The organism is Cobetia sp. SIMBA_158 (assembly GCF_046566945.1).
Lineage (GTDB): Bacteria > Pseudomonadota > Gammaproteobacteria > Pseudomonadales > Halomonadaceae > Cobetia > Cobetia amphilecti.
Genome location: NZ_JAWJYL010000008.1, coordinates 1 through 18,756, shown reverse-complemented (window position 1 = coordinate 18,756; position 18,756 = coordinate 1). Strand labels below are relative to the sequence as shown.

Here is an 18,756-nt window from a genome sequence, read left to right as displayed (position 1 = left end):
GAATCAGCTGAAGAGCTTTCCGAACAGGCCTTTCTTCGCGCCGGCATCGGGAATATTGGCGAAGCGCTTGGTGATGTTGTGCTTCGCGTTGTACTTGGCTGCCTGACTCGCCTGAGCGCCCTTGAACACGGCAGGGCCGTTCAGGTTCAGGTCGATCGACGTGCCGTGCCATGACAACCAGGCGGTGTTTTCGGCGCCACGGCTGGCGGTCTTGCCGGACGGGGCCAGAATGACTTCGCCCTCGGTGACGATGGCGTAGCCGATCACGTAGGTGTAGATCCCGTCGACATTGGCACCGGGGTCCTTGGTGAAGTCGTATTCGCAGACCACCTTCTGGCTGCCAAAGCTCATGGTCATACGCGGGCGCAGGGTGGCCACGGCCACGGCGCCATTGGCCAGCGCGGAGTAGACGCTGAAGCACAGTGCGACCGGGCCGCCCATGCGCTTGGCGATATCGCGTGCCACCGTAATGCGTTCCTCGCCCGGGGCATCGACACTGGCGCTCTGCACGTCACCATGGTGTTTCACGAACGGCAGTTCGGTCAGGCTGCCCGGATAGGCACCGTCCACCAGATACTGCAGTTCATCCGGCATGAGGATGGAGCAACGGAGATCCAGATCATCGTTATCCTGCCCGTCGTTGTTATCGACCCACTGGGCTTGTACGAGAAGCTCGTTGCTGCCCTTGGTCAGGTCGATCGTGGCCGTTTCGTCTGCCTTGCTCAGATTGATCATGTTCAGTCCTTGTCAGCTAATGGCTTTCAGCTTCAGGGAGGAAACGCGGCGCGCCCACCCTCCGTGACACGTCTTCTCGAGCATCTGTCCTTCATGTCGGAAGACGGCGGCGTCCGCATGCAGCAGGGCGTTCGCCTGATCTTGCTGGCGGGAGAGCGCACGGGTGAAGTGCGCTTCCACGACGTCAATCTGCGTCGGGTGAATGCAGGTCTTGGCGTAGAAGCCCCACGCAATGTCCTGGGCCAGTTCGCGCCCCAGCGTTTCCGGCTCATCGATCAGGTCACACACCGGTGCTGCCAGCTCGTACCCGGCAGGGCGGAAGGTGGTGACGATGCGCTCCAGGGTGCCGCGCAGCGGGGTGTCATAGATGGTCTGCCCCGGTTGACGCTTGATTCCCAGGGTGCCCAGCAAGTCGTTGGCGCCGATACGCAGCGCGATGACCGGGTTATGAAGCTTCTGGAGGGCGCACAGGACAGCATCGGCACCGGTGTCGCGGAACATGGCAGCCGTCTCGAGGGTCGGCATGACCGCCAGCGTCGGCGCATGATCCAGCACGGCCTGCCATTCGCCGGCGGTCTGGCCATCGAATTTCGGGATCACGACACCATCCAGGCGAGCCATGGCCTCGGGGGCCGCCAGCAGGGTGGCCAGTACGGCCGGTGAGCGGGGGCGCACGAAGCGCAGGTGCGGGACATCGTGGGGAGCCGCCTTCAATGCCTTGAGCAGGCGGTGCACGGCCCATGTCACATCGCTTTCGGCCACGGCATCTTCGGTGCAGATGATCAGCGAGCGAGCATGGTGGCAGCCCTCACGCAGAATGCTGTCGAGCTGCTGGTGCGTCGCCGGCACGTAGAGTGAAGCGCCGAGTGATCCATAGAGGCAGTCAGTCATGCGCCACCTCATGCGTCATGGCCTTGATCAACGCGCAGGCGTGGAAGGGCATCTCGGGGCGCACGGCGACCGGGACGGATTTTTCCGCTGCCAGCAACATCAGGTGCTCGACGTCGGGGTGCTGGGTATCACGCACCATCAGCAAGGCCGGGACACGGCGCAGCATCACGCGGGTCGCTTCGGCAATGCCGGGCTTGATGTGATTGATGTCGTCGACGGCGTAATCCTTGCGGATCTGCTTGAGCATCTCGCCCATGAGGGTCTGCTGACGCAGGCGCTCATTCTCGGCGATCGCCATTTCATCCGGCGTCGTGAATTCCCCGAGATGGGCTGCAACGCGCTCGATGAAGGCCTGGGACTGGTCATGTTCCGCCAGTTCGTCATAGACCACGCAGCCATGGAACGCGCCTGCCGGCACCTGATCATTGAGCACCGAGCGCGACACGAGGCCGGAGACGGTCGCATTCAGAATGCCTGACGGAATCGCATAGTCTTCGTAGGTCGCGGCATAGTCCGCGGTGCCACCGATATCGGACACGACCGCCAGCTTGGCCGGGATCGTGCTCTTGTGCCGGGCCTTGCGATTGGCGTTGTAGCGGTTGATGTCACGCTTGAGCTCACCGGTGATGACGCCCTTGGCCGTCCAGGCGTCCACGAACACGATCCGGCGCGCGGCCACGCCCACCTCATCCAGCAGATAGTCCAGCGCCGCATGGTCGATGCCCCGGTCACGGATGATCGACACGCTGTAATGCTCGGCGGCCTGGCCTTCATGGTCGACCAGCGCGCGGCGCAGCAGCGCGCCCACCGGGGTGCCGGCCCGCACGAGGCTGATCAGCACCAGCGGCTCGTCACTGCGGCCGTAATCCAGCAGCAGTTGGACCGCCAGCTGGCGGACTTCACTGGCCAGACGCGGCGCATAACGCTCACACAGCGTCTCGAACAGGGTCAGGTAATCGGCACTCGGTGCCGGCTCGCGATGAATCATCTCGCTGTAGTGGGCCTCTCCCGACTGGATGCGGCGCTCCTTCTCCTCGACCGAGAGGAACTGACCCTCGATCGGTGTCAGCAGGAAGCGGCAATCGGCAGGCTGGTATGAGCCATGCAACGGTGCTGTGGGGGCCATCGTCGTCATTGGGCGAGTTCCTTGAGCTGATGCCAGATCTGGCTACGGGTCGGGATCACCGCCATGTCGCTGGCGGCCATGAATTTCAGGTCGGACAGGCTGTCACCCAGCGCGATCACGGTGTCCTGGGGTTGCCGCTGCAGCACATGCTCCAGCAGGTAGTCGCAGGTCGCGGCCTTGCAGGTGTAAGCCGGGCGAAGGGCGGCATTGCGCGCATTGCGGTGCAGGGACAGGTCGTGCGCCTCTGCCACGGCCACCAGGCGGTCATGCAAGCCCGGCGGCAGGAAGTCGGGGGCCTTGATCGACAGGTAGACCGGCACCTCGAGGTCACTCAGCTCACGCAGGCTCAGCATGGTCGCCGGGAATTCCTCGGCCAACACCACTTCGAGCGATTCTCTCGCCAAGCGGATATTGCGCTTTGCGGCATCCAGCTCACTGGCCAGCCGTGCCTGCCATTGCGGCATCACCTGCCCATTCTGGAGCAGGAGTGCCCCATGGCTGACCACCGAGTACTCGGCGTCCAATTCGAGGTTCACCCGATCCAGCGCGTAACTGGTACGCCCGGTGACCGGCACGATGGTGTCGGCGGCGTAGCAGAACATGTCCCACAGGCGTTGTTGCTGAGGGGTCTGGTAGGAGAGCGGACGGCCTTCACCATCCACAGCCGCCATCCGGGTGCGCTCGGCACCGGTGGGCAGGGAGCGCTCGCTGGCGAACAGGGTGTCGTCCAGGTCGGTGAGTACGATCAGGCGTCCTGACATCACGCGTTCTCCTCGACCTTGGCGCTGATGGTGCGGCTATAGGCCCAGTGCGCGCTGGTAAGAGCCGCGTGCATGGCGGAATCCCCGATACCGCTGAAGGGAAGCGGCTGGCGGGAGTCGTCCGGGTTGTACAGGAAGTGACGCTTACCCTCGCGGCCGCTCTGGCCAATCGCGGGGATCTCCAACATGCCGGCAATGTCATCACCGACGGCAATGGGTGAGCGTGTTGAGCTCTGGAAGCGCACGTCGTGGCCAAGGGACTCAAGTGCCAGGGCGAGACGGAAGGGCGCGTCGAGGTATTCGCCCATGCCATACACGGCCAGCGGGCCCGTGATCTCGGGGTCGCGATACAGCTCTGAGTACAGCGCATGACATTCAGCGATGCGCTCCGGCCACGGCTCATCCTCAAGACCGAGCACCTTGCCGAACAGACCATCCTGCTCGATGGGCAGGGGAGCTGACGGACGGCCTTCAGCGACTAGCGTTGCGCAGAAGTCGGTATCCACATGCTCGGGCAACTCGGCCCGATAGTCAGGATCGGGAGTGAAGGTGAAGGTGCCGGCCATCAACTGGACGAAATGCACTTCGACATGTGACGGCAGTTCCGCCAGCAGGGCAGCACGGGCCTCATCGGTCAGCCAGCTCACCAACGACACGATGTGCAGGTCGGTGACATGGGCCAGCAGCTCGGTATTCAGCAGCTCTCGGGCCAGTTGGGCGAGCGTCTTGCCAGTCGAGATTTCATCGTCCACCAGCACGAGGTCACGAGACTCAGCGGCCAGCGCTGCAGACTCATCATTCAGGTGAGCGATGTGCATGGTGTCGGCGTGGGAGTGCGCCTCGCGAATGCGCAGCCACGGCTGCGGCACCAGAAAACGCGTGGTGTGCTGGTACACGGCCAGCGTCGTGCGGCGACCGAGATGCCGGGCCACGCCCGCTCCGAGGCCAATGGCGGTTTCCGCCATGCCCACCACGTAGGGGATCTTGCCCGCCAGGCAGAGGGTGTCCGCCAGCTCGGCATGAATGGCATCCATTTTCGAGGGCAGGACAGGCACATGCTTGCCCAGCACCTTGGAGACGAAGAGGTAGCCCCGGCGCGGGTTGAGTCGAGACGCGAATGTCAGCAGCTCGTCGAGTCGCTCCGCTCCCTCAGTGAGTGACAGGTCCAAACGCCCGGCGGCAATGTCGATCTGTTTGGTGAGTGTCGAGGATGTCATTCGTCCATTTCCTGATAAGAAGGTGAGGTCGCGACTCTTTTTTGCACGAGAGAGAGGTTTGCGACTTTTTTTTGCGTGCAGCGACGATAAATTGCGCGTCACGCTGCCGCGCTATCACGGCGTCGGAGTCTCTGGAAAGTTCGCTTGATGCCGATGGTGATGAGGTAGACGCACCAGCCAGAGATGCTGAGAGCGGCCACCAGTACCAGTTGGAACGATGGGGTCAGTCGGCCAAACAAGCTTTCCAGAAGCATCCAGATCGGGATGGCCAAGGTCATGGGGATGACCAGCACGTGCCACAGCATTTCCGTGCGGCTGAGTCGCGCGCGATACCGACTGAGCGTGATGGCCCACGGACGATGCAAGAAGGTGGCGGCGACCACGATCGTGGCGAGAATCAGCGGTACCAGGCACCTGACGGGATGGCCGTTGAAGCCCAGCCAGAAGCTGCTCCACGTGGTCACCAGCCAGAAAGCGCCTTCTGCCGCGCTGAGAAGATCAGCACGCAGTTTGGAATGATTCGACATACAGGCTCCTGGCCCGGGAAAAGAGGCGGGGACGAGCGTCCCCGCCATCGGGATGCACTGCGCTTAGTTGGCAGTCAGTCCATATTTGGAGGCCAGGCCTGCCAGGCCGTTGGAGAAGCCCTGACCGACTGCTCGGAACTTCCACTCGCCGTTGCGACGATAGACTTCACAGAAGATCATCGCGTCTTCGGTGGAGTAGTCCTCGGACAGGTCGTAGCGAACCACTTCCTGGTTGGTCTCCAGATTGACGATGCGGGCGAACGCATTCTCGACACCACCGAAGTTCTGGCCACGGGATTGCGCATCGTGGATGGTCACGGCAACGGCCATGGCGTCGACATCGGCCGGCACCTTGGACAGGTCTACCAGGATGGCTTCGTCGTCACCGTCGCCTTCACCGGTACGGTTGTCACCGGTGTGCTCGATGGAGCCGTCAGCGGATTTCAGGTTGTTGTAGAAGATGAAGTCCTGGTCGTTGCGGCACTTGCCTTCGGCGTTGAGCACGAACACGCTGGCGTCGAGATCGAAGTCGGCGCCAGTGGTCACACGGCTGTCCCAGCCCAGACCGATCTGGATGCGAGTAATCCCCGGAGACTCCTTGCTCAGGGAGATGTTGCCGCCTTTGGAAAGAGAGATAGCCATGGGTCAGTCGTCCTGTATTGCACTGAATAGAGAGGTTTCAGGTCTTGCGAGGAGGGCAGGCGGCCAGTCAGTCAGCGCGCCTGCCCAGTCTGGCTTACTGCAGGCCGTAGCCTTTCAGGAAGGCCGCCAGGCCACCGGCGAAGCCATCGCCCTTGGCGACGAAGCGCCAGTCACCGTCCTTCTTGTACAGCTCACCGAAGATGACGGCGGTTTCAGCGGAATAGTCTTCGGTCAGGTCGTAGCGCGCGACCGGCTCATCCTTGCCATCCTGCAGAATGCGGATGAAGGCGTTGTCGACCATGCCGAAGTTCTGGCCACGAGAGTCGGCTTCGTGGATGGTCACGACGACCACGATCTTCTCGACGGCGGCGTCGAGCTTGGTGGTATCGACGATGATGCTTTCGTCGTCGCCGTCACCTTCGCCGGTCAGGTTGTCGCCGGTGGAGGCCACGCCGCCACACGGGGAGGTCTGGTTGCCGTAGAAGACCAGGGATTTCTCGGCACCCACCGGCTTGCCAGCGGCATCCAGCATCAGGGCAGACGCATCAAGGTCGAAGTCTGCGCCATCGGTGATACGTGCATCCCAGCCCATGCCCAGAGTGAACTTGGTCGCGCCTTCGGCTTCTTTCGCCAGATTGATGCGGCTGCCTTTGCTCAGATCGATCATGAAAAAACTCCTGTGATTGGGGGTCAGTGCCGGTGGAGAGGCACTGGCAAGCACCCGGTGGATGCTTGCCAGTACCCCCTTGCGGGGATACCGGAACGCTTATGACTGATCCGTCTGGGCATCTTCCTTGCCCGGGAAGACCAGACTGGCGAGCACGCCACCGAGGATCAGCACCAGGACGACGCCCATGCTGATCTGATGGTCGATGTGGTACAGGCCGAGCGCCGAGCCACCGAGTTTGGCGGCGATGAACACCAGCACCAGCGCCACAGCCTTTTCGAGATGCACCAGGAACTTCGCGGCTGCCGCCAGCATGAAGTACAGGTTGCGCAGGCCGAGGATGGCGAAGATGACAGAGGCGTAGACCAGGAAGGGCTCCTGGGTGATGGCCACGATGGCCGGCACGCTGTCGAAGCTGAAGATGATGTCCGAGATCTCGATACACACCAGACACAGCAGTGCCGGGGTGGCGTAGACACGGGCCTTCTGTGCCAGCGTCATGCCCTCGCGGGTGGCGACTTCATCAGCCTGCTGACTACCGACGAAGAATTGCTTGCCGACCATGCGCGGGAAGACCGGAATGACTTTCTGGGTCCAGCGAACCGACCAGTGATCCGAGAAGTCTTCCGTGGAGTCCTCATCGCCACTGTTGGCGGTGAACATCTTCACGCCGGTCCACAGCACGATCAGGGCGAACAGCAGCTCGATCCAGTGGGAGACACCGAAGAGGGCGGTCCCGGCGGCCACGAAGATCGCGCGGAAGACCAGTGCCCCGATGATCCCGTAATACAGGATGCGGTGCTGCATGATTCCCTTGATGCCGAAAGACGCGAAGATGGCGACAAAGACCATCATGTTGTCGACACTGAGCGCTTTCTCGAGGACGTACCCAGACAGGAACAGGCTCGCGGCCTCTTCGGAGTAACGGACATTCAGGTACCCGTAGAAGGCCAGCGCGAGCGCCACCCAGAAAACCGACCAGCCGAGGGCGTTCTTGAACGTCACCTCTTCAGCGTTACGGTGAGAGAAGAGGTCAACCCAGACCGAGGCTGCGACTGCCACGAGCAAGACCGTGACGGCCTCTGCGGGAAATCCAAAGTCCATGCGGTGTTACCCCTTCAAAGTCCGAAATCGGCGGGTGCCAGACCCAGCTCACGCGCGATGAGAGAAGCCTTGGCCTTCTCGTCTTCATCAAAGTCGCCATCCGCGCCACCGATGGCGATCGCCAGACGCACGACCATGCGGGCCTGGTCGTCGTTCTTCTTGACCTTGCCGATGTCGTTGAGCGCGGTGATTTCTGCCAGATCGGGGTCTGTATCCGGGTTGGACGGGTCGAGCGAATCCAGGTAGGTCTTGAACTTGCGTGCGACTTCGGCGGGGTCGAAGATGCTGAGCGCTTCATGGTTGCGCACGAAGGCGATGGTCTTCTGCTTTTCTTCCCGGGAGATGGTGCCGTCGGCGACGGCAATCATGGCGCTGGCAGCCATGGCGGCATTCAGGAAGCTTTCAGACTTGTATTTCTTGGCTTCGGTCTTGAGTGAGTTGAATGACTCTTTGGCTCGGGAGACGATTGAGTTCAGCATGTTGCACCTCGTTGTTAGCGTATGACTCACGGTGTCGTTCACAGGGTACCGTAAAACCGAAGCCTGGCAATACGATATTCGGTGATTCAAACAAAAAAGCGGCAATCTATTCCAAGGGGTAGAACAAGCGATGAAGGTCAATATAAATGTACTGTGTTCACAAGTAAGATGAATGTCAGGTGAACAGCATCCTGCTCCGTGTCGGATTGCACAGTATTTGATCTCCTTCTCTTGTCTGGCGGGGACTGCAGGCCATTAATCCCTGATTTAACGAAGGTGCGAAAGCAGCGTGTCGGGCGGGTGGCCGCAGCGGAGCATCCAGCAAGGGAGTCTGTGTCGTCCCTGAGGTAAATGGTCCATCAGTGCCGGGAGTGGAAGGTGTTGATTCAAGCGTTTGTCTTCCTTGAGATTTTCTCTTTTCTCGACTGAGTCTCAAAGGCTTGCCTGACTCACCTTATCCATGTCCCCGTTGTTCCCGCGAGCGGGCCGCCATCCCGTGCTGGCAGGCAGCGGCAACCGAGCGGAAAATCGATAGCAGGCGAGCTATCGATTTTCCGCAACAATAGCGTCCCCATAATAGAAAGGAGCGTTTCGTCGTCGTTTTCAGCAAGGGGCTGATGTTCATTATGACAGGTACAAATATCCTTCCTTTCTATCGCCAGCGCTCCCACAATCATGTTGTGGATTTTTTATGGACTGGTGAAAAAGAATAAACTGTAGAATATCGGGAATGTTGTTTTTAATATGTAGTCAGCCTTGAGAAATTGATACTGCATCACTCTCAGCACTTCATGGCGCATTACACACTAGATAAACGCTATTCACAGTGGTGGCTGGGCGGGATAGTCATGTTGCCGACCGGGATACCGCATATTCAGACGTGACAAGGAGCTTCATTCATGGGAACCACACTGGTCTCCGGACAGAACACGGCGCTGACAGGTCAACAGTATATTTTTGATCTGACGGTCAACAACGCCGGCACTGCCACACTCGATGCCAGCGCCATTTTGGTGGACGCGTCCGGCAAGGCCCGGGGGGATGCCGACTTCATCTTCTACAATCAGCCGACTCACCCGACCGGCGCAGTACGCCAGGTGTCTGGCAGTCGGTTTGATGTGGATCTGGCCAAGCTCCCCGCCCATGTCGAAAAAGTGGTGTTTGTCTTCACGGTTGAGCAGGGGCTGTCGGTCCTGCCGCAAGGCTACGGCTTTACCCTGGAAGGCGCTGGTCAGCAGGTGGCCTTCCAGGGGCAGTCCGGTAACCGGCCTGAGAAATCTCTGATGCTGATGGAGCTTTATCGTCGCAATGGGGCCTGGAAGGTCAAGGCAGTGGATCAGGGCTTCGCCGGCGGCATGGGGCGACTGGCCGAGCACTTCGGCATCGAGGTCGGGGATAGCACTCCTGCCGCTACGCCGCCAGCCCCCAAGCCCGCACCGAAACCCGCTCCCAAGCCGACGCCAGCACCAGCGCCTGCCTCCAAGCCGATCAATCTCAGCAAGATCACGCTGGAGAAGAAAGGCGAGACCATCTCGCTTGAGAAGAAATCCAGCTCCTTCGGCAAGATTCACGTCAATCTCAACTGGGAGCAGGGCAACGGCAAGAGCGGTGGTTTGCTGAAGAGCCTGCTTGGCGGCGGCAACAGCGCGATCGATCTGGATCTGGGCTGCATGTACAAGCTCAAGAATGGCAAGGGCGGGGTCGTGCAGGCGCTGGGCAACGCCTTCGGCAACCTGGAGCGTGAGCCCTACATCCATCTCGACGGCGACGACCGTTCCGGCCAATCCAGCGGTGGTGAGAATCTCTACCTCAACGGCCATCACTGGAGTGACATTGACCGCGTCATGATCTTTGCCTTCATCTACGAAGGTGCCTCCAACTGGGCACAAGCCAACGGGCGCATTCTGCTCAAGGCGCCCGATCAGCCAGAAGTCGAGGTGCGTCTTGACGCGGCGAGCGGTGGCAATTTCTGCGTCATCGCCATGCTCAACAATCAGAACGGCAGCCTGAATATCTCCAAGGAAGTGAACTACTTCCCGGGACACAAGCAGGCCGACAAGCACTATGGCTTCGGCTTCAACTGGTCAGCCGCCCGCAAGTGACCCTTATCACTTCAACCACGACAGACAAGGGTCTTTCATGAGCTCCATGACACCGGGTTCCCTCATCTTTCTCGCCATCCTCTGGTTCATTGCCTGCCGGTTTCTCTACAAGCCGGAAAGCAAGCACGCCTGGGGGAAAGTCTTCCTGTCTACAGGATGGCGGCTGGGCCTCATGTTCTGGCTGGCCACGTTCATCGAGAGCAGCACATCTGGAATCCTCCACCCGCATCATGGCCTCAAGGTGGCGATCAAGGCCGTCATCGTGGCGCTGGCCGCCCTGTGGTTCTTCCGTCTCTGGTCAGGGCTACTGGATGAGCACACCAGCGTCGGGCGCTCAGTGACGGAATTCGCCGTGGCCTGCTGGGTACTCGATACCTCCACGGAGGTGCTGGGCGCACAGGGCATCGACACCGAAGGGTTGCTGTTCGTACTCCTGGAGGTGAGCGCGCTTCTCTGTGTATTGGTCGCGATCCACAAGGCCATCAGCAAATTCAAGAAGGCGGTATTGGAAGACAAGAGCGAGCGCTACCGGACCAATGTCGGCCGTCTGGTGACGGGCGTCGTGCTGGCACCTTTCGTCATCGCCCCGCTTTACATGGCCATTCTGGCGTATGAAGGGCAGTCCGAAGCCATTCTGGCGGTTGTCGGTCTGGGCAAGATCATCACGATCTACTCAACGGCCACGGAATTCCTCATGGAGTACGTATGACGGGGAGGGCGCCGAGCTGCTGATCAGGCTACTCGGCGTCTACCCCGGCGCTTCCTATAACAATGACGCGGCTCTACAGGGGAGCTGCACTTTCGCAAGGGGACGACAGGGATGGGATTACCTCTCACGAGACAGCAGCGGCAGGTGGCGCTGCTGTGTAGCGTTCTGGCGGTGTCGCCACTGCTGCAAGGGGCAGGACTCATGCGGGCGAGCCGGGAGCTGGCGGAGGCCGCTGTCCAGGCAGGGCAGGATCTCTCTCAAGCGGTAGCAGAACGCTGGGGGCGAGCCTTCGGGGATAACGATGTGGGTAGTGTCATACCGACCGAGGTGGCCAAGAACATCACACAGGAGGCGTTGCAGGAGGCCGCAGCCGCTGCCCCCACACAGGCCGCCGGCATTCGAGCGGCGTCGACCGGCGCAGCGCTGGCCGGTAGCTCCCGTGCCAAGGCAGTCCCCACCCGAGGAAAGCTCACCATTGAAACGTCGCCTGCCGATGCCACGGTGCGCATCATGAACATCCGGCCCAAGTACCGCGATGGTATCTCGCTGTCGCCGGGGCGGTATGACGTGATGGTCAGCGCGGATGGCTACCGGACCAAGCGTTTCCCGCTGACGGTCAAGGCGGGGACGGTGGCCGTGGATGTCGAGCTGGCGCGTCGCAGCGGCTTTTCCTGCGCCAACACGCAGTATTACTCCGGTGGTGACTCGATCAGCAATCACGGTTATCAGTTGCGTACCGAAACCCTGCTGGAGAACACCACGCTGTATGAGGTGTATTCCTCCCTGGCGCAATCCCTGCAGCAGGAATCCCACTACCTGTTCAATGTGACCACGGATATTTCCGAGAACTATGCCTACCTCTCGGCGTGGCAGAGCACCAACCTGTCCCTGTCGGACATGGCCAAGAATCACGATAGCGATATCGGCCGCAGCCGCTCCCTACAAAACCACTATGGGTTGGAGAAGGTGGACAAGGACACGGTGCGGTACATCCATGCCGCGCGCATCCCCGTCGGGGCTCTTACCAGCGATCAATGGGTACGTGAAGGCCACTGCCTTGAACTGGAGAATCTCTGATGGCTCGACTCTCTCTGATTTCCAGTGCACTGATCCTGACAACACTCACCGGCTGCGCGGGCATCCCCAGTCCCGTGCTGATCCCCCGCGACCCGCTGCCCCAGTACGTGAGCCCTCTCGAGTACGAGGGTCAATCCTGCGAATCGCTCCAGTATGCCCACAGCACCTTCGAAGGCGTGCTGCGTTTTCTGAAGCCGGTGATGGACAGCTCGTCAATGGAATGGGACGTCAAGGTAGGCAATGGCAAGGTCCGGCGCACGCTCAAGAAGCGCGGCTTCGATGTGCCGCCCGATACGTTGCTGTTCGATCTCTACACCGAATCCTGGGGCCGCTACATCGCTGTGCAGAAGATCAGTGATGACCAGCAGTGCGGCATCCCGGACACCGACGGCTACACGCCGTGGCAATCCGTTTACCAATGACACTCCGCGGCGTCACTCCCGGCGCCGCATCTTCACAATGAGGTGATTCATGCGTCGACTCCCCGTGTATTTGGTCACAGATACCTCGTATTCCATGTCAGGCGAGCCGATCAAGGCCGTCAATGACGGACTGGCCGGGCTGGTCGATATGCTCCGCCAGGACCCGCACGCGCTGGAAACCGTGCACCTGTCGGTGATCCAGTTCAGCAGCAAGGCCACCCAGACCATTCCGCTGACCGATCTGATGACCTTCCAGGCCCCGTCCCTCAAGCCGGATGGCATGACGGCGCTGGGTGCTGCACTGAAGCTGACCGCCGAGCGCATTCAGGCCGAGGTCAAGCAGACCACGGCAGACACCAAGGGTGACTGGCGCCCGCTGGTCTTCGTCTTCACCGACGGGGCATCGACCGACACCCTGACCAAGGGCATCAAGGCCATCAAGGGCGTGAGTCTGGCCAAGCTGGTCGGCTGTGCCGCCGGCAAGGACGCCAGCATCGATGACTTGAAGTCGTTCGCCACCGATGTGGTGCAGCTGGACAGCAACAGTGCCGAATCCATCCGCGCCTTCTTCGCCTGGGTGTCCGCCAGCGTCTCGATGACCAGCCAGAACATCGAAGGCGGTGGTGGGGACGTGGGCGGCGAGCTCCCGCCGCCGCCGAAGGAAATCAACGTCATCAACCTGTCCAAAGACTGAGCGAGGTCACCATGCAACGACGTCTACCGATCTATTTGCTGGTCGACTCCAGCGGCTCCATGCGCGGCGAGCCCATCCAGTCAGTGAATGTTGGCCTGTCAGCGTTGCTGACCGCCCTTCGTCAAGACCCCTATGCGCTGGAGACCGTGCACCTGTCGATCGTCACCTTCGATAACAAGGTGAAGGATCTGGTGCCGCTGCAGCCGCTGGAAACGGCGCAGGTAGAAGATATCGAGCTGCCGAATTCAGGCGCCACGCACATGGGGGAAGCCCTGAATCATGTCTGCGATCTGATTGACCGCGACGTGAAGGTCTCCAGCGCCGATCAGAAAGGCGACTTCCGGCCGATGCTGTTCGTGATGACGGATGGCTCACCGTCTGACCTCATGGAGTTCGATGAGGCAGTGCGTCGCATAAAAGGCATGAAGTTCTCGGAGGTCATTGCCTGTGCTGCCGGGCCCAAGGCCAAGACCGACTACCTGCAGAAGTTCGCGACCCAGACGGTCAGTCTGGAAACCATGGACAGCTCCAGCTTCGCCACCTACTTCCAGTGGGTGTCCGCCTCGATCGCGGCCACCGCCAGCGGCCAGCAGGCCAGTGGCGCGCCGGAAGACATCACGCTGCCGCCGCCGCCCGCCGAAGTCCAAGTCGTCCTGTAAGGAGCTCACATGAGACGCCTCCCGATTTTTCTCTGCGTCGATGTTTCGGAGTCGATGGCCGGGGAACCCTTGATGCAGCTGCAGAAGGCCATGGAAAGCATCGTGGGCCAGTTGCGCCAGGATCCGCATGCACTGGAAACCGTGCACATCTCGGTGATCGCCTTTGCCGGCCGCGCCGGCATGATTGTGCCGCTGGTCGAGCTGATGTCCTTCTACCCGCCGCGTCTGCCCCTGGGGGGCGGCACTGCCCTCGGGGAAGCTCTCGATGAGGTGATGACGCGCATTGAAGTCGAGGTGAAGAAGACCACGGCGCACCAGCGGGGTGACTGGGAACCCATCGTCTACCTGCTGACCGATGGCCGCCCGACAGACCGGACTGACAGCGCGATCCGTCGCTGGCGGAAACACTTTGCCAGCCGCGCGCACCTGATTGCCGTGACTCTCGGCAAGGGGGCCGATACCCAGGTGCTGCAGCAGCTCACCGACGATGTGCTGTCACTGGAAGGCAGTGGCGGGGACGAGTTGGCGCGGTTCGCTCAGTGGGTAACGGCATCCGTCGCTGCCCAGAGCCAGGCGCTGGATGCCGGATCAGCCGCGCCGGGCATCTCGCTGGCCAAGGCCGGTGATGCTGGTATCTCCTTGCTGAAGGCGGGCGAGGGCAAGCCGCCGGAGGATGATCAGGTCGTGGTGCTGACGGGCCGCTGCAGCAAGAGCCGCAAGCCGTATCTGCTCAAGTACCAGGCGCTGGACATGCCGGATGTGCTGGGCAGCTTCGGCGGCCAGGCCGCCACGGGCGTCTATGGGCTGGAAGGGTGCTATGGCCTCGAGGAGGACTATTTCGACTGGACGGCAGAGCGCACGGCGCCCGCCACTCAGGTGAACACCAATCAGCTGGAAGGGGTGGCGCCATGCCCGCACTGCGGCGCGGCGACCACCTTCGCGCTGGGGCGTTGCGATCACCTGATGTGCTGCGATGGCCCCGGAGAACAGACCTGCCCGTGGTGTGACATGGAGGTCAACTTCGGTCCCGGCAGTTCAGACGGGTTTGATATTGGCAGGGGGCTGGGATGAAGCACTCGCAAGACTACTACGCGCAGATCTTCGCGCTGTTGACGACCGGACGGCTCAGTTATATCCGCACGGAGGAGTTGGAGCGGTTGCTGTACCACACCGATGCGGTGGCCATGGTGGATCGCTTTGCAGAAGAGTTTCAGCACCACCTGAATCACGTGGCGGAAGATCAGGGCAATGGCCCGGATGCCCAGGCGCATGACACCGATCATCCGTCGCTGGAAGAGAATGCCCACAAGCAGAAACCATTGTCATATGACAATGATGGCGCTGGTGAAGCCCCCGACCCTGAAGCGCTGGAAGCGTCTGCCAGCGTTCAGTCTGAGACACAGCCGCCAGAAGTCGCCGCCTGCGCTGAGACTGAAACTCCAGAGCCAGACGGTCACGAGCAAGCCGACGGATCGTTGTCATATGACAATCGTGACGTGGCGGCAGAGGACGTGACTCGGCGGCAGGAAGCGGGTGTCAGTGCTGCGCCAGACCGTCACGAGCAAGCAGACGGATCGTTGTCATATGACAATCGTGACGTGGCCACAGAGGACGTGACTCGGCGACAGGAAGCGGGCGTCAGTGCTGAGCCTGATACGCAGCCGCCAGAGGCGACCGACGATGTCGATCCTGCAGCAGAGGTGCCGATGCCCCTGGCCGATATGCCCGCACCTGCGTCACCCGAACCACTCGAGCTGCCCGATCTCCTGGTGGAGACGGCGACTTCGCCGAAGGATGGTGCCGGCCCCGCGCCACTGGCGCCCGGCGATGTCCCCTCAGTCTCGACCGCCACCAAGGAGCCTGCCGTGAACGACTTCCGATGCAACATCCCCAATGGTCGATCAGGTGAGCCCTACGAGTGCGAGCTGGGCGATCTGGCATCTACCCCGGCACCCGAAGGTGCCTACTTCGTGCTGGAGTCTGCCGGCGGCAATGATCTGAGCATTGAAGGTGACCGGCTGGTCGGCACGCTCGGCCCGGCCGGCAATACTGAGGTGCGGGTGAATGGCCATACCCAGGATGGTCGATTGACGGTTCGCTTCACGCTGAAGCTGGCGGTCATTCCGAACCCTCGGGATCTCTGGAAGGATCTGCCATCTGACCCTGACGCGCCCTATGCCAAGCCAGATTGCGACGTGGATCGCGTTGTGGCCGGGAACGGCTGGCGGATGCAGATGGCATCACAGCGGGGTCGCTCACACGCCCATAAGGGCTTGCAGCGTGACGATCATGGTCTGATCCGTGCCACCGCGACGGGCTGGCACATTCTGATCGTGGCGGATGGTGCCGGGTCGTGTGGGTTGTCGCGAGAGGGCAGTCGGTTGATCTGCATCCATGCGGGCGATCACCTGCAGGCCTATCTCGAGACGGACGACTGCCCACTGGAGTCAGCGGCCACCGAGTTCATTGAGCATGGTGACGGCACCATGCGGCAGTCGCTCAACCAGGCGTTGCATAGCAGCGTATTGACCGGCCTTCACGCGGGCTACCAAGCCATTGCCGCCGCCGCGCGCGAGTCAGGAGTGTCGTCCAAGGCCTTTTCTACCACGACACTTCTGGCACTGCACAAGCACACGGAGCGGGGCAGTCTGGTCATCACCTTCGGGATTGGCGATGGCGGTATCGCGGCACTGACCCGTGGCCGGGGCGGCAAGCTGCTCAACGACGTCGATGGCGGAGCCCACGCCGGCCAGACGCGCTTCCTCGATGCCAAGGTCTTCAGTGCGCCGGATGAGGATTTCTACCCGCGGATCAAGATCCACCGGTTTGCCGCGCTGGACGCTCTGGTCCTGGCGACCGATGGCGTGACCGACCCTCTGTTTGACTCTGACAACGATCTCAAGAATGCACGTCAGTGGTGGGAGATGTTCGACACTCTCGCTCCGGTTCTGGGTGATCCAGCCCGACCGGAAGTGGTGGCAGAGGACCCGTTGGTGCAGTACCTGGACTTCTTCAAGGCCGGCCATCATGACGACCGGACCCTGGCTGTGCTGATGGTGCCGGACCCCACGACAACCGAGCAGGCGCCCGAGCCATCGCCAGCCGTTGCTGAGCGGCCGGCAGGGCCATCTGCGACAGAGGAAACAACCGAGGCCGATGAGCTCCATGAGGAGAGTGTGGCCCCGGTAGAGGAGGCGGAACGCGAATCAGGTGAGCCTGCTGACCCACAGCGCAAGGAGTCTGATCAATGAGTGAGCCTATCGTGACCCTCATGGCATCCCATGGGGAGCAGGTACAGTTCCGCGACAAGATCATCGCCACCGGTGGCATGAAGGACGTCTATGCCTCGCCGGACAAGAAGTACGTGGTGGCCTTCTATCGGACAGAGCTGGATGAGGCATCACGCCAGCGCCTGCAGATGATCACCGGGCCGTACCGGGAGCGTATCTTCGGCGAGGCCAGTGGTGACTACTGGGATCAGATGTTCTGCTGGCCGACCGCCACCGTGGAGCACAATGGCCGTGTGGGTGTCGTCGCTCCGTTCTACCGGGATCACTTCTTCTTCGAGCACGGCTCGTTGAACAACGACATGCTCAAGATCCGCGGCAAGGACAAGGAGGGCAAGTGGTTCGCGGCGCCCAACAACCAGTTCAAGTTCCTGGATGAACGCGAGCGTGGTAACTGGCTATCCTACCTGCAGCTGTGTCTGCGCCTGTCGCGCGCGATCCGTCGCCTGCACGCTGCGGGTCTGGCGCACAGCGATCTGAGCTACAAGAACGTGCTGCTGGCGCCCACCAGCGGCCAGGTGTGCATCATCGACGTGGATGGTCTGGTCGTGCCGGACCGGTTCCCGCCGGAAGTGGTCGGCACGCCGGACTTCATTGCCCCGGAAGTCGTGGCCACCAGTCACCTGGACAAGACCGACCCCGGCCGCGCGCTGCCGAGCATCTACACAGATCGGCATGCGCTGGCGGTCATGGTCTACACCCTGTTGTTGCTGCGCCATCCGCTGCGTGGCCGGAAGGTGCATGCCCAGGAGCCCGGTGAGGACGAACGCCTGACGATGGGCGAGCGGGCGCTGTTCGTGGAGCATCCCGAAGATGACTCCAATCGGGCCAACCCCGCAGAGGCCAAGCCGACGGAACTGCCTTGGAAAGATCCCGAGGCGCTCCCGTACACCGTGGCGGGGCCGTATCTGAAGGAGCTGTTCGATCGTGCCTTCATCGAGGGGCTGCATGCACCCAAGAAACGGCCCAGTGCGGATGAATGGGAAGCCGCGCTGATCAAGACGGTGGATCTGATCCAGCCCTGCCAGAACAGCGAGTGTGCCCAAGGGTGGTACGTGTTCAACAACATGATGGCGCCAGAGTGCCCATTCTGTGGGACGGCCTACGAGGGCCAACTCCCCATTCTCAACCTGTATTCGAAGCGCGGAGACAGCTACCGTCCCGACAATCACCGGGTCATGGTGTACTCCAACCAAAGTCTGTTCCCATGGCACATCGACCGCACGATCACACCGAACGAACGGCTGGCGGCCGAGCACCGCTCACGCGTGGGGTATTTCGTGCAGCATCAGGGCCGTTGGTTCCTGGTCAACGAGAGGATGCCGTCCCTGCGTAATGTCCAGAGCGGCGAAGATCTCCCGGTGGGCTCACAGATTGAGCTGAAGGAAGGCCTGCAGTTGCTGACCGGGACGTCCCCGGGGAGTCGACTGCTGCTGATACAAATGGTCGGGGGCTAGGTTACCCACACGGAGCAAGTTATCCAGTGAAACGCGTAATGGACATCGTTCGCTTATCAGCTACACAAAGGGCAATATCTGGCGGCACGATATCGCGTGAGGAACCTCGAGTATGCAAAAGGGCTTGGCCGCAGATTCTGAGTGCAACACCTGAGTTTCCCTGTAAGGTATTGCGCTCATGTCATACTCAGAACTCAGCA

Annotated in this window: 19 protein-coding genes; 9 read left to right on the top strand and 10 right to left on the bottom strand. The window is 61.3% G+C overall.

Annotated features, from left to right (window positions below; all coding sequences use genetic code 11):
* Positions 1-3 precede the first annotated feature (3 nt).
* From R2R70_RS12880 to R2R70_RS12835, 10 genes are all read right to left on the bottom strand, one after another.
* Positions 4-735 carry a hypothetical protein gene (locus R2R70_RS12880; protein ID WP_410978218.1) on the bottom strand — a complete coding sequence of 244 codons (732 nt, stop codon included), beginning with the start codon at positions 733-735 and terminating at the stop codon, positions 4-6.
* A 12-nt stretch (positions 736-747) separates the two neighbouring features.
* On the bottom strand, positions 748-1,626 hold the full coding sequence (locus R2R70_RS12875) for an aldolase/citrate lyase family protein (protein WP_410978217.1): 879 nt from the start codon (positions 1,624-1,626) through the stop codon (positions 748-750).
* A complete protein-coding gene (locus R2R70_RS12870; RefSeq protein WP_410978216.1) occupies positions 1,619-2,761 on the bottom strand; it encodes a cysteine protease StiP family protein in 1,143 nt (380 codons plus the stop codon). The genes R2R70_RS12875 and R2R70_RS12870 overlap by 8 nt, the downstream gene beginning before the upstream one ends.
* Positions 2,758-3,513: a hypothetical protein gene (locus R2R70_RS12865; RefSeq protein WP_410978215.1), complete on the bottom strand. Its 756-nt coding sequence runs from the start codon at positions 3,511-3,513 to the stop codon at positions 2,758-2,760. Before R2R70_RS12865 ends, R2R70_RS12870 begins: the two co-directional genes overlap by 4 nt.
* Entirely contained in the window at positions 3,513-4,730 is a 1,218-nt protein-coding gene (locus R2R70_RS12860; RefSeq protein ID WP_410978214.1) for a phosphoribosyltransferase domain-containing protein, read from the bottom strand. Before R2R70_RS12860 ends, R2R70_RS12865 begins: the two co-directional genes overlap by 1 nt.
* 98 nt (positions 4,731-4,828) lie before the next feature.
* Positions 4,829-5,257 (bottom strand): hypothetical protein, encoded by a 429-nt coding sequence (locus R2R70_RS12855; protein ID WP_410978213.1) that lies wholly within the window; start codon positions 5,255-5,257, stop codon positions 4,829-4,831.
* Positions 5,258-5,320: 63 nt separating this feature from the next.
* Positions 5,321-5,899 carry a TerD family protein gene (locus R2R70_RS12850; RefSeq protein ID WP_410978212.1) on the bottom strand — a complete coding sequence of 193 codons (579 nt, stop codon included), beginning with the start codon at positions 5,897-5,899 and terminating at the stop codon, positions 5,321-5,323.
* Between the two features lie 94 nt (positions 5,900-5,993).
* A complete protein-coding gene (locus tag R2R70_RS12845) occupies positions 5,994-6,566 on the bottom strand; it encodes a TerD family protein (protein ID WP_279832844.1) in 573 nt (190 codons plus the stop codon).
* Between the two features lie 99 nt (positions 6,567-6,665).
* Positions 6,666-7,670, bottom strand: coding sequence for a TerC/Alx family metal homeostasis membrane protein (locus R2R70_RS12840; RefSeq protein WP_410978211.1), 1,005 nt, complete (start codon positions 7,668-7,670; stop codon positions 6,666-6,668).
* 14 nt (positions 7,671-7,684) lie between these two features.
* Entirely contained in the window at positions 7,685-8,149 is a 465-nt protein-coding gene (locus tag R2R70_RS12835; protein ID WP_279832847.1) for a tellurite resistance TerB family protein, read from the bottom strand.
* A gap of 899 nt (positions 8,150-9,048) precedes the next feature.
* On the opposite strand from R2R70_RS12835, the gene R2R70_RS12830 reads away from it, so the two are divergent.
* From R2R70_RS12830 to R2R70_RS12790, 9 genes are all read left to right on the top strand, one after another.
* Positions 9,049-10,251 carry a TerD family protein gene (locus R2R70_RS12830; protein WP_410978210.1) on the top strand — a complete coding sequence of 401 codons (1,203 nt, stop codon included), beginning with the start codon at positions 9,049-9,051 and terminating at the stop codon, positions 10,249-10,251.
* A gap of 37 nt (positions 10,252-10,288) precedes the next feature.
* Positions 10,289-10,960: a hypothetical protein gene (locus R2R70_RS12825; protein WP_410978209.1), complete on the top strand. Its 672-nt coding sequence runs from the start codon at positions 10,289-10,291 to the stop codon at positions 10,958-10,960.
* A gap of 303 nt (positions 10,961-11,263) precedes the next feature.
* On the top strand, positions 11,264-12,037 hold the full coding sequence (locus tag R2R70_RS12820; RefSeq protein WP_410978208.1) for a carboxypeptidase-like regulatory domain-containing protein: 774 nt from the start codon (positions 11,264-11,266) through the stop codon (positions 12,035-12,037).
* The gene (locus R2R70_RS12815; protein ID WP_410978207.1) at positions 12,037-12,459 is read left to right on the top strand and encodes a hypothetical protein; all 423 of its coding nucleotides are present in this window, start codon (positions 12,037-12,039) and stop codon (positions 12,457-12,459) included. Before R2R70_RS12820 ends, R2R70_RS12815 begins: the two co-directional genes overlap by 1 nt.
* A 49-nt stretch (positions 12,460-12,508) precedes the next feature.
* Entirely contained in the window at positions 12,509-13,153 is a 645-nt protein-coding gene (locus tag R2R70_RS12810; protein ID WP_279832856.1) for a vWA domain-containing protein, read from the top strand.
* 11 nt (positions 13,154-13,164) lie between these two features.
* Entirely contained in the window at positions 13,165-13,812 is a 648-nt protein-coding gene (locus tag R2R70_RS12805) for a vWA domain-containing protein (protein ID WP_410978206.1), read from the top strand.
* Positions 13,813-13,821: 9 nt separating this feature from the next.
* Positions 13,822-14,883 (top strand): TerY-C metal binding domain-containing protein, encoded by a 1,062-nt coding sequence (locus R2R70_RS12800; protein WP_410978205.1) that lies wholly within the window; start codon positions 13,822-13,824, stop codon positions 14,881-14,883.
* Entirely contained in the window at positions 14,880-17,063 is a 2,184-nt protein-coding gene (locus tag R2R70_RS12795) for a protein phosphatase 2C domain-containing protein (protein ID WP_410978204.1), read from the top strand. The genes R2R70_RS12800 and R2R70_RS12795 overlap by 4 nt, the downstream gene beginning before the upstream one ends.
* A complete protein-coding gene (locus R2R70_RS12790; protein WP_410978203.1) occupies positions 17,060-18,556 on the top strand; it encodes a helix-hairpin-helix domain-containing protein in 1,497 nt (498 codons plus the stop codon). Before R2R70_RS12795 ends, R2R70_RS12790 begins: the two co-directional genes overlap by 4 nt.
* Positions 18,557-18,756 lie beyond the last annotated feature (200 nt).